Below are 9,895 nucleotides of genomic sequence, written 5' to 3' on the forward strand. Positions count from 1 at the left end.
GTGTGCATACTCACGACGCGCCCACCTGCGCGACGACGAAGATCCGCCGGAACGGGAAGAACGTCGTCCCGTCGGGCCGCGCCGGATAGGCATCGGCAAGCAGCGGGATGAGCTCGGAGCGGAACTGCTGCCAGTCCGCGTCGGTGAGCCGTTCGCGCACTGCCAGCAGCACGGTGCCACTGATCCAGTCCAGCACCGGATGCTCGCCGCGCAGTTGGTGCAGGTACGTCGTTTCCCACGCGTCGACGGTGCATCCGGCGTCGATCAGTTGCTCGGCATAATGCGCCGGCGTGTCGACCACGCCGCCCACTCGAAACGGTATGTCGCTCAGCGCCTTTGCGAAGGGTTCGCGACGGGCCACCGCTCGCACCGCCGCGTGCGAGGGCGTGTCGAATGCGCCCGGCACCTGAACGCCGATCCAGGCGCCGGCGGGCAGCTCACCGACCCATCGCACCATCAGCTCGGCGTGCTCCGGTACCCAGTGCACAGCGGCGTTGGACAGCACCACGTCGGTGTCGGGCCGCGGTGCCCAGGTCCTCAGGTCACCGACGGTGGCATCGACACCGCGTTCGCGGGCGGCGGCGACCATCTCCGGCGAGCTGTCCAGCGCCTCGACCGCCGCCTCGGGCCAACGCCGTGCCAACTCCACGGTGAGGTTGCCCGGACCGCAGCCGAGATCGACCACCCGTCGCGGCCGCTTGGCGCCCACCCGGGTCAGCAGATCGTAGAACGGCCGGGCACGCTGATCGGCGAATGCCAGGTAGACATCTGGATCCCACATATGTCCTCCGATCAGCAGTCCGCGAGCCGACTGATATAGACAACCTATTACTGGTGACGAATCGAGGGTGGGCGATGGCCGACGAAGATGAGGCCGCGCGCGTCCGGGAGATCTGGTCCGCATTGGGCTTGCCCGGCGTGATGGACGTGCACACCCATTTCATGCCGAGACCGGTGATGGACAAGGTGTGGAAGTACTTCGACTCCGCCGGCCCGCTGGTCGGGCGCGAGTGGCCGATCAACTATCGCGCCACAGAGTCCCGACGGGTAGAGGTACTACCGCAGTTCGGCGTGCGCGGCTTCACCGCACTGGTCTATGCGCACAAGCCGCAGATGGCAGCATGGCTGAACCAGTGGGCCGCCGAGTTCTCCCGGACGACACCGGATTGTCTTGCCACCGCGACGTTTTACCACGAGCCCGACGCCGATGACTACGTCGAGGCTGCGATCCGCGGCGGAACGCAGGTCTTCAAGGCACATCTGCAGGTGGGCGGCTACGACCCCAACGACGCGCTGCTCGACCGGGTTTGGGGAATGATCGACGACGCCCGGATACCGGTCGTCGTCCACATGGGAATGCCGGAATACACCGAGTTCTCGACATCTGCCAGAGTTCTGCCGACGTGCGGCTAGACACCACGATGGCCTTCACGCCGTTCGTCGAGGAATCGATGCCGTTCCCTCCGTCGCAACTGGCGCGACTACGCCAGTTCGGAGATCGCATCTTGTTCGGTAGCGACTTTCCCAACATCCCGTTGCGAGTGAGTGATCGTTAGTGGTCACGCGACTCGCACCCCGTCTCGGGGTTGTTCCCCGGCTGGGTGGCCGGTTCCCTTCCGCGCTTCACGGCCACCAGCCCGGCGAGGCCGGGTCTTACGGTCGGCTCCACGCTTGACGGCGGCCCCAACTGGGCCGACGACGCTAACAGTGTCCTCGTAGCGTGCGAGGTTGATGGATGCATTGTCATCACGTTGATGCGACGCCCAACATTGCTGGCATTGCCAACGTTCAGGCCATCCGATGTCCTGCACATGCCCGCAGGTATGGCAGGTTTTCGACGACGGGAACCAGCGGTCAGCAACGACTAGCTGCGACCCATACCAGCCCGTCTTATAGAGCAGGTGGCGCCGAGGTGTGCCCAGGGCCGCATCTAAGAGTCCACGTCGCCGTGCGCGAGCACCCGGCGAGCCCTTTTGCCGCAGCATCCCCGCGGCGTCCAAGCCTTCAACAACGATGCGGCCGTGGGTTTTAGCCAATCGTGTTGTCAGGACGTGCAGGTGATGGGTGCGGACGTCATTGACCCGGCGGTGTAGCCGGGAAATCTGGGTGGTGCGCTCACGGTAGCGCCGCGAGCCTGGCGTGCAACGCGATCGTGCCCGGCACACGTGGCCTAGCTCGCGCAGCGCAGCGTCTAACGGTCGCGGGTTGTCAACTTGCTCGATCACCGTGCCGTCGCTGGTGGCGACAGTCGCCAGGCGTCGCACCCCGACATCGACACCAACCCGCGAACCCTGTAGCGCGACGCTGGGTTGTTGAGGGCGTTGGACAAGCACTCGCACACTTGCATCCAGACGGGTGCCGTTGCGGCGCACCGAGATCGCCAGTACCCGCGCCCGACCAGACCGTATCAGGCGTTCGATGCGCCGGGTGTTCTCGTGGGTGCGTACACAGCCGATCACCGGCAGTGTGAGGTGCCGTCGGTCAGGTTCGACCCGCATCGCACCGGTGGTGAAGCACACCCGATCAGCGTCGCGACCCTTGCGTTTGAATCGCGGGAACCCAACCCTGGTGCCGGCCCGCTTACCCGACCGGGATTGTTGCCAGTTCCAATAGGCGTCCACTGCGCCCGCGATCCCGTCGGCGTAGGCCTCCTTCGAGCACTCCGGCCACCACACCGCGCCGGTCTCGGCGTTGACGCACACGTCGTTTTTGACCGTGTTCCACCGCTTCCGCAGCGCCCGCAGCGACGGCTTGGCTGTTTGGACACCAGTGGCCTGCCACGCTTGGATATCGGCTTTCAGGGCCGCGACGGCCCAGTTGTAGGCCTTGCGCCGCGCGCCGAAGTGTCGCGCCAACGACCGCGCCTGCTCCGCCGTCGGGTCTAGGGTGAACCGGAACGCCTGTACCGTCCAACCCGGAGGAACCTCGAAGCGCGCCATCAGGCCGCCGCAGGGTCTTCGATAGCGCCTGCCGCCAGGGCACGCTTGGCGCGGTTCGCTGCGGCACGCTTGCCATACAGAGGCGCACACATCGACGTCAGGATCTCGGTCATATCCCGCACCAGGTCGTCATCCTCAGCGGTGTCGATGACCACTAACTCTCCGCCCGGTGCCTCCAGCGCGGCCTGACCGTACTCGGGGCCGAAATGGCCGAAACGGTCCCGGTGCCCCACCACGATCCGCGTCACCGACTGATCACCCAACAAGGTAAGGAATGTGCGCCTACGCCCGTTCAACGCCAATCCGGCCTCGGTCACGACCTTGTCGGCCGGGATCTGCTGGATCGTTGCCCACGCGGCTACCCGCGCCACGTGCCGATCGATATCTGCTTTCTGATCAGCCGATGACACCTGCGCATACACGGCAGTTCGCATGCGTGGTTCGGCTGGCAGAAACGCGTTGTCCACCAAAATCAGCCGTCCCACCTTTCGCGCCAGTACCGGCAACAGCCCGGCGCGAAACCAGCGGTACGCCGTCACCTGCGCAACGCCGTTGCGCTCAACCCACGCCGCCAGATTCATACTTCTGTTCCTACAGCACACCACCGACAACTACCGACCACCCAACCCGCAACAGCTGGCAGCTCTACAGCTACGCCGACGCCCTGCGGTCGATCACCGAATTACCCGGCGTTGACGACGACTGGTTGCGGCGTGTGTTCTACCAGAACGCGGCTACACTGTTCTCGCCGCCCGATACCGGAGGGGCCAGCCGACAATGACGTCCGACGCCACCCCCGTCGATCCGCCTATCCCCGTTCCCGACGTGCCCGGCGCAGATGCGAGCGCCAACGGGTTGCCCGAACGGTCGACGCTGCCGCCGCGGCAGCGCGCGATCGTCGAAGCGTCCGCGGTCAGCGATGTCGGACTGCGTACCGCAGTCGCCACCATGCTCGGTGCCGCGATGCTGCCACCGGTACTCGGGACTGCGGTGCGCCGCAGCGAATCCCACCGGGAGCGGGACAATCTGGGCTTCTACGCCGAACTAGCCGCCGAGCGCGATCCGGCGAAGTCGTTCCCGGCGCCGACGACGTCGCCTCGGGTGTCCTCGCGACCGGCCAGCCACCTGGCGGAGTGGCTCGCGCACGGCAATGTCGAAAACATCGCGTTCGCCAGCAGTTTCGAAGCAGTCAACCCCGCGATGCGCCAGCAGTGGCGAACCTTGCGCCGCAACAATATTGTCCGGGCGCAGCATTGGCGGCATAACGACGGTCCGCGCCCGACGCTGTGTGTCATTCACGGTTTTCTGGGTTCGTCCTATCTGCTGAACGGCCGGTTTTTCTCGCTGCCGTGGTACTACAAGTCCGGCTATGACGTTGTGCTCTACACTTTGCCGTTTCACGGACGACGGGCCGAAAAGTATTCTCCGTTCAGCGGTTACGGCTACTTCGCCCGCGGCCTGACCGGTTTCGCCGAAGCAACCGCCCAGGCGGTCCACGACTTTCGTTCGCTGCTGGATTATCTGCGCTCTACCGGTGTCGAACGGATCGCGCTCACCGGAATATCGCTGGGCGGCTATACCTCGGCATTGGTCGCCTCGATCGATGACCGGCTCGAAGCCGTCATTCCCAACTGCCCGGTGGTCACCCCGATCGCGGCATTCGACGACTGGTTCCCCGCCAGCCTGCTGGTGGCGCTGGGGATGCGGATGAGTGACATCAGCCGCGACGAGTTGGCCGCCGCACTGTCCTACCACTCGCCGTTGAGCTACCAACCGCTGGTGGCCAAAGACCGCCGGCTGATCATCACCGGTCTCGGCGACCGGTTTGCGCCCCCGAGTCAAGCCGAAATGCTATGGCAGCATTGGGATCGCTGCGCGCTGCATTGGTTCCCCGGCAGCCACCTCATGCATATCAGCCAACTCGACTACCTGCGTCGGATGACTCAGTTCCTGCAGGGTTTCATGTTCAGCTGACCGCTGCGTGGCGCGCCCTGGACTGCCGTTGGGCGGTGCTCGGCCAGCGCAGCCGGGTGAGTAGGTCGGTGGGTAGCTCGTTGTGCCCGTCGAGCCGCTGCACCGACGACGGGTGCAGCGTCGCAAGCGCGGGCCGCTGGTTACCGGCTTGCGGAGTCAGCCCCGCCAGCGGTCCCGCCCGGCCCGGCCGGCCGTCAGTGCGGAATGCGCATGCCACCGCCAGCGTGTGGCCTCCCGGAGCACCGGCGATCTCCAGCGCCGTCCACGTTTCGCGCGCCGGGTATGACCGAATCACCGCGAGCGTCTCGGGCAGCTCCGCGTCGGCCTTGACGCGGTACGCCGCAACGTATTCCGCACTGCCGACTCGGATTCCGCGCCAGGTCTCCCGAGCGGGCCGCGCGAATAGCTCGGGAACGTCATCGGGGTCCACGGTGCTCGCCGCCCAGCCGGCCTCGCGGAGATGGTCGGCGAGTCGGCGCACGGCCACCTCGACCGTCTCATGCAACGGGATCTTCGACGAGCGGGCCTGCAACGCGCCGAGGTTATCGGCGGCCGACAAGGTCAGCCCGATCCAGGTGTCCCGCTGCGACGCAGCGGCATCGGATGCGGTGTCACGGCTGGTGATACGCACCGCGTCGGCGCGAATCCCGTAGCAGTCCAGGTACCGGGCGATCAGCGGAAGCGGCAGCACATCGAGGTCGGTGTCCGATGCCGTGATGCGCAACAGCGCGGTAGCCCGCACGTCGGTGGCTGATCGGCGGCCTCGGCCCCAACCCCGGTTGCGGCGCAGCACCGCGACCCGGCGGCGCAGCATGGTCGTCGCAAACAAACCCCGCCACCAGGCCAACAGGGCGATCACCACCGCGACGGCGATGCCGAGCACCCAACGCTCGCGTGGGGACTGCCACGGATAAGCCATGGCCGCAGGCACGATGGCCAACAGGACGAGCACAATCCGTCCGGTCGGTAGCGATGCGAGAGCTGATTGCCTCACGAGGTGAGTTCCTTTCGTCGGCGCGCGGCGATCGCGGCGACAACCACGACGGCCAGGATGAGGGCCGCCGATCCGGCGAACGCGACGATCTGCGGGGTGCGGTCCTTTGGGGCCGGTTCGGGTGGCGCCGCGAGTTGTTTCACCGGCGCCGCATCATGATCGGCGGTAGCGGGCAGCTCCCAGGTCAGGGCTGCCACCGGGTCGAGCGTGCCGGCGCCGACAATGTTGGACGGCGCGCGGGCGCCGTTGTGTGCGGTCGCGGTGATCCGGTGCACCACCTGGTCGGCCGTCAACTCGGGATATTTGCTGCGCACCAGTGCCGCCACGCCCGACACATAACCGGCCGCATAACCGGTGCCGCTCAGTGCCAGCAGTTGCTGGCGATCATTGGGCAGGCCGTTGGCCAGGCCGCCGTCGTCGCGGTTGCTCACTGACACGATGTTCTGCCCAGGTGCGGCGATACCTACCCACGGTCCGGCCATGGTGAACTTCGACGGCTGGCCGTTGGGTGACAGGGAGCCAACCGAAAGCACGTATGGCTGCCACCACGAGGGGATCGACACCGAGGTGACGCCTGCCCAGTTTCGGGCGTCGTCGGGACGACTCATATCGGTCAGCGCGTTGGATTCACATGCGGATCCACCGGCCATCGAACCGGTCGAGCCGCTGTCGCCAGCGGCGGCGATGATGACCGCGTCCTTGTCGACGGCGGCGTATCGGATCGCCGCCCCGAGCGCGGACTGGTCGACGCCACGGTCGGCCGGTAGGCAGGTGACCGAGGAGATGGTGATCACGCGAGCACCGAGATCAGCCGCGTGCACGATCGCTCGTCCCAGCGCCGTCACGTCGAAAGTCGCCCGCGCCAATGTCGGGTCTCCGCCGGGCATTCGGGGCGAAAACTTCACAGAGGCGGTGCGCAATGACAGCAACCGCGCGCCGGGAGCGACACCGGCAAAGCCGTCGTCGCCGGGTTGGCCGGCGATGATTCCGGCGACCAGGGTGCCATGCCCGTCGCAGTCGGTGAGGCCGTCGGTCGCCTCGATGTAGTCACCGCCGGGTTCGACGCTGGGCAGCCGCGGTCCCGGCTGCACTCCGGTGTCCACGACCGCCACCAACTGGCCCTCACCGCGGGAAATCCGCCATGCATCAGGCAGATTCATGGCCAGTTGGTTGGGGCTGGCCGCACCGAAATCGCTGCCCGGGATGATGCCCGAGACGCTGCATTCACCGCGCTGCTCCATCGGCTGAACTGGCCCCGGGGCACCGCTCGGCGGCTCGGCGCCCGGATCGACCGTCGGCGGGCTGATCGCCGCCGACGGCGGGCAGACCCACACCCCGGCGGCCAAGACCGCTGCGAGACAGGAGAAACCGGCACGAATCATCGATTGAGTACCCAGCTGAAGATCCCGACCAGGTAGGCCATCACAGGAATCAGTGATGCGTCGATGCCGGATGCGACGAAGCCCAGCAGCCGGCGCAGCGGCAGTGAGTAGCTGTCCGGTGAGCCGATCGGCGGGTTCAGCGCAACCACAACCCAGGCCAGCACCAGCACCGCCAGCACCACGATCGCGCACAGCGCGGCGAGATACCGCGCGGTAGCGGTGTAGAGCACCAGGAGTACCACCGACACCAGGTACGGCTGGGCAAGCAGCCACGCCTTGCAGGCGGCTGAATCCCACACCCGGGCCCGAAGGGCCGCGGCCGCCGCAGTTCCCGCCACCACGTACCAGCCCCAGCCCGCCAATGTTTCGGGTCGCAACGCGATGGCCACCGAGCCGAGCACGCTGAGCAACACAGCGGCGGCGATGAACCCGGTTTGATGCGCATCGCTGATCCGCACCCGGCGCGGCAGATCCTGCAGCACCCGCAACGATGGCGCGGACGGGGTGGGATCCCCAGGTGCCGGGATCACCGGCAGCGGGAACCGTGCCCACAGCGCGGACAGCTGTGCGGCTTCAATGGTCACCAGCAATGCCAGCACGATCAGCCCGCAACCGATGCTGAGCATCGGTAGCTCCCAAAGAATTTCAGCCAACGCGGCCAGCAACACGCCGAACCCGAGAACGGCTGTGGCAGTGAAGAATCCGGTAGCCCGACCATGGTCGCGGCGGGGAAGGACGATGCTGATCAGTGACCATGCTGCGACGCCGGCTGCGCCCAGCATCAGCTGCGCCGGTCCGAAGTTACCGGGTACCGCCAGCATCAATGCCCCAGCGATCGGCACCAGCGCGACAATCGACACGGCAGTTGCCGCACGCGGTGATCGGATCGCCAGGCCGGCCACCGCGGTGAGCACGGCAATCGCGGCGACGGTGATCAGCCCCGCTGCTGCGCCGGTGACCAGCCGATGCGTGACCGCCAAACCGGTTGCAGCGACCACTAAGCCGATGACTGCGGCCAGCGCACCGCGCTGGATGTGGCTGATTCCCCACGGCTTCAATCGGGATGTCGAGAAGATCACCGCGGCGTCGGCGATGTCTTCGACGATGCCGGGGGCAGCCGCTCCGGCCGGGACGGGCTGCAGCGCCAATAAGTCACCGTCGACGACGCCGACGGTGTCCAGACTGGCATCCAGGCTGAACGGCGCACCACCGATCGGCGCAAGGCTGAGCCGGGCGGGGGTTACCGGCCCGGCGGCTTCGGCGGCGTCGGCTGCCTCGGCACCGTCGCTACCGGCACTGGGAACCACCAGCCGTTGGACCGCGGGCAGGATTTCGCGCAGCGGCAGCTCGGCGGGCAACGCCATTTCTGTCAACCGGCTGTCGGCGAGGATGGCGACCCGGACGATCGGCATCACGGCGCTGGACATCAGCGGATCCTCAGACTTTGGGGGGACATTGCTTCTCTTTCTTTTCGTAGAACAGCGGGTGTTCGGTTCTGGTAGGGCTCGTCAGCTGGATTGGGTCTGGAAGTCTCGGGAGAGTCGCTGCCCGGGGAACCACTGACCGTCCGGCAGCGTCGCGGTCAGTTGGTCGATCGCGACCGCGATCGAAAACGGTGTTCCGGGGCAGAATGTCGAGATCCATTCACCGTCGAATGCGCGGGAGGGACTGACCAGCACCCGGCCCGCGGTGGTGTCCACGATGCTCATCCCGACTTCGGTGGTGGCGTGTTGTCCGTCGTGGCGGCACCCGGCGACGATCTCGACGTAGCTGCGCGGGCCGGTGAACACCGACTCCACCACGGGTCGTGCTGTTTCTGGAATCCCCAGGAAGTCAAGCACTTCGGCAAGCGATGCGCCGGCGCGCAGCCGCTCGTCGGCTCGGGCGCCGACCCGGGCGGGCATGCTGAACTCGTCGAACCGCGCCGGCGGCCGATGCGCAAGCCCGACGCTCAGGACCGGCACCAGTGCCCGCGTGTCACCGATGTCCATCGATGTGAAGGTGACCAGTTGCGCGTTGCGCAGCGCGACAACAGTGTTGTCGCCGCGCCGCGCGACGATACCGCGCAGTAGGTCGCCTGCTCCGCCGGATTGATCGGGTCCCACGTAGCGCAAATCCAGCCATCGGTCCGGAAAGCACACCACTCGTACCCAGTCGGCCACCGCCGGGTTGATCGCGCCGTCGGCAGACATCAGACCCATCCGAGTCAATTCGGCAGTCTGCCGAGCGATGAACGCGCCTCGCTCCCCGGCGTCGGTGTAGGGCGTCGTGATCGCCAATACCCACGGCAAACTTCCCGCGCCACTGGTCTCGGCGATGAACCACGCCTGGTCGACGGTCAGTTCGACGGCGTTAGGACCGGTGCCCATTTATCCCGCGGACCGACTGGACTCGATGACCGGCGGGTTGGCTAGCCTCCCCATTTGGCGGCTTCGGCTTGGTCGCGGGCCAGCATGGCCATGGTGTTGGTCTCATGGGTGCCCGCCATCGCGTGATAAGCCCGCACCAACTCTTCCATCGCCTGATTCCACTGCGCCTGCCACGCCTGATAAGTCATCCCGGTATCACCTTGCCAAGCACCCGACAACGCGGCCTGCTCACTGGAA

At 66.7% G+C, this 9,895-nt stretch carries 9 protein-coding genes and 1 pseudogene; 2 read left to right on the plus strand and 8 right to left on the minus strand.

All coding sequences use genetic code 11. The features are described 5' to 3' along the window. Nucleotides 1-10: 10 nt before the first annotated feature. Nucleotides 11-781, minus strand: a complete 771-nt coding sequence (locus AC5Y5W_RS24265) for a trans-aconitate 2-methyltransferase (RefSeq protein WP_500013826.1) — start codon at nucleotides 779-781, stop codon at nucleotides 11-13. A 74-nt stretch (nucleotides 782-855) separates the two neighbouring features. On the opposite strand from AC5Y5W_RS24265, the pseudogene AC5Y5W_RS24270 reads away from it, so the two are divergent. Further along, nucleotides 856-1,535: pseudogene (locus AC5Y5W_RS24270) on the plus strand (amidohydrolase family protein); the annotation flags it as partial. Nucleotides 1,536-1,559: 24 nt separating this feature from the next. On the opposite strand, the gene tnpB reads toward AC5Y5W_RS24270, so the two are convergent. Next, on the minus strand, nucleotides 1,560-2,939 hold the full coding sequence (gene tnpB, locus AC5Y5W_RS24275) for an IS607 family element RNA-guided endonuclease TnpB (protein WP_500013828.1): 1,380 nt from the start codon (nucleotides 2,937-2,939) through the stop codon (nucleotides 1,560-1,562). Continuing rightward, complete coding sequence (locus AC5Y5W_RS24280; RefSeq protein WP_500013830.1) at nucleotides 2,939-3,520, minus strand: IS607 family transposase; 582 nt, start codon at nucleotides 3,518-3,520, stop codon at nucleotides 2,939-2,941. Before AC5Y5W_RS24280 ends, tnpB begins: the two co-directional genes overlap by 1 nt. A gap of 196 nt (nucleotides 3,521-3,716) precedes the next feature. Between AC5Y5W_RS24280 and AC5Y5W_RS24285 the strand changes: the two genes are divergently transcribed. Continuing rightward, complete coding sequence (locus AC5Y5W_RS24285; protein ID WP_500013832.1) at nucleotides 3,717-4,913, plus strand: alpha/beta hydrolase family protein; 1,197 nt, start codon at nucleotides 3,717-3,719, stop codon at nucleotides 4,911-4,913. On the opposite strand, the gene eccE is transcribed toward AC5Y5W_RS24285, so the two are convergent. From eccE to AC5Y5W_RS24310, 5 genes are all read right to left on the minus strand, one after another. Then, nucleotides 4,906-5,907 carry a type VII secretion protein EccE gene (eccE, locus tag AC5Y5W_RS24290; RefSeq protein ID WP_500013834.1) on the minus strand — a complete coding sequence of 334 codons (1,002 nt, stop codon included), beginning with the start codon at nucleotides 5,905-5,907 and terminating at the stop codon, nucleotides 4,906-4,908. The genes AC5Y5W_RS24285 and eccE overlap by 8 nt on opposite strands. After that, nucleotides 5,904-7,289, minus strand: a complete 1,386-nt coding sequence (gene mycP, locus AC5Y5W_RS24295; RefSeq protein ID WP_500013836.1) for a type VII secretion-associated serine protease mycosin — start codon at nucleotides 7,287-7,289, stop codon at nucleotides 5,904-5,906. The genes eccE and mycP overlap by 4 nt, the downstream gene beginning before the upstream one ends. Beyond that, nucleotides 7,286-8,716 carry a type VII secretion integral membrane protein EccD gene (eccD, locus tag AC5Y5W_RS24300; protein WP_500013838.1) on the minus strand — a complete coding sequence of 477 codons (1,431 nt, stop codon included), beginning with the start codon at nucleotides 8,714-8,716 and terminating at the stop codon, nucleotides 7,286-7,288. The genes mycP and eccD overlap by 4 nt, the downstream gene beginning before the upstream one ends. 81 nt (nucleotides 8,717-8,797) lie before the next feature. Then, entirely contained in the window at nucleotides 8,798-9,658 is an 861-nt protein-coding gene (locus tag AC5Y5W_RS24305) for an ESX secretion-associated protein EspG (RefSeq protein WP_500013839.1), read from the minus strand. A gap of 41 nt (nucleotides 9,659-9,699) precedes the next feature. Further along, the coding region (locus AC5Y5W_RS24310) for a WXG100 family type VII secretion target (protein ID WP_500022647.1) at nucleotides 9,700-9,895 on the minus strand (196 nt) is incomplete at its 5' end.

The sequence above is a fragment of the Mycobacterium sp. NGS51 genome, from assembly GCF_059812525.1.

What these genes read in the sequence shown, in the direction of transcription:
- AC5Y5W_RS24265 (WP_500013826.1), bottom strand. Translation starts at nt 781, where the DNA reads ATGTGGGATCCAGATGTCTACCTGGCATTCGCCGATCAGCGTGCCCGG.
- tnpB (WP_500013828.1), bottom strand. Translation starts at nt 2,939, where the DNA reads ATGGCGCGCTTCGAGGTTCCTCCGGGTTGGACGGTACAGGCGTTCCGG.
- AC5Y5W_RS24280 (WP_500013830.1), bottom strand. Translation starts at nt 3,520, where the DNA reads ATGAATCTGGCGGCGTGGGTTGAGCGCAACGGCGTTGCGCAGGTGACG.
- AC5Y5W_RS24285 (WP_500013832.1), top strand. Translation starts at nt 3,717, where the DNA reads ATGACGTCCGACGCCACCCCCGTCGATCCGCCTATCCCCGTTCCCGAC.
- mycP (WP_500013836.1), bottom strand. Translation starts at nt 7,289, where the DNA reads ATGATTCGTGCCGGTTTCTCCTGTCTCGCAGCGGTCTTGGCCGCCGGG.
- eccD (WP_500013838.1), bottom strand. Translation starts at nt 8,716, where the DNA reads ATGTCCAGCGCCGTGATGCCGATCGTCCGGGTCGCCATCCTCGCCGAC.
- AC5Y5W_RS24305 (WP_500013839.1), bottom strand. Translation starts at nt 9,658, where the DNA reads ATGGGCACCGGTCCTAACGCCGTCGAACTGACCGTCGACCAGGCGTGG.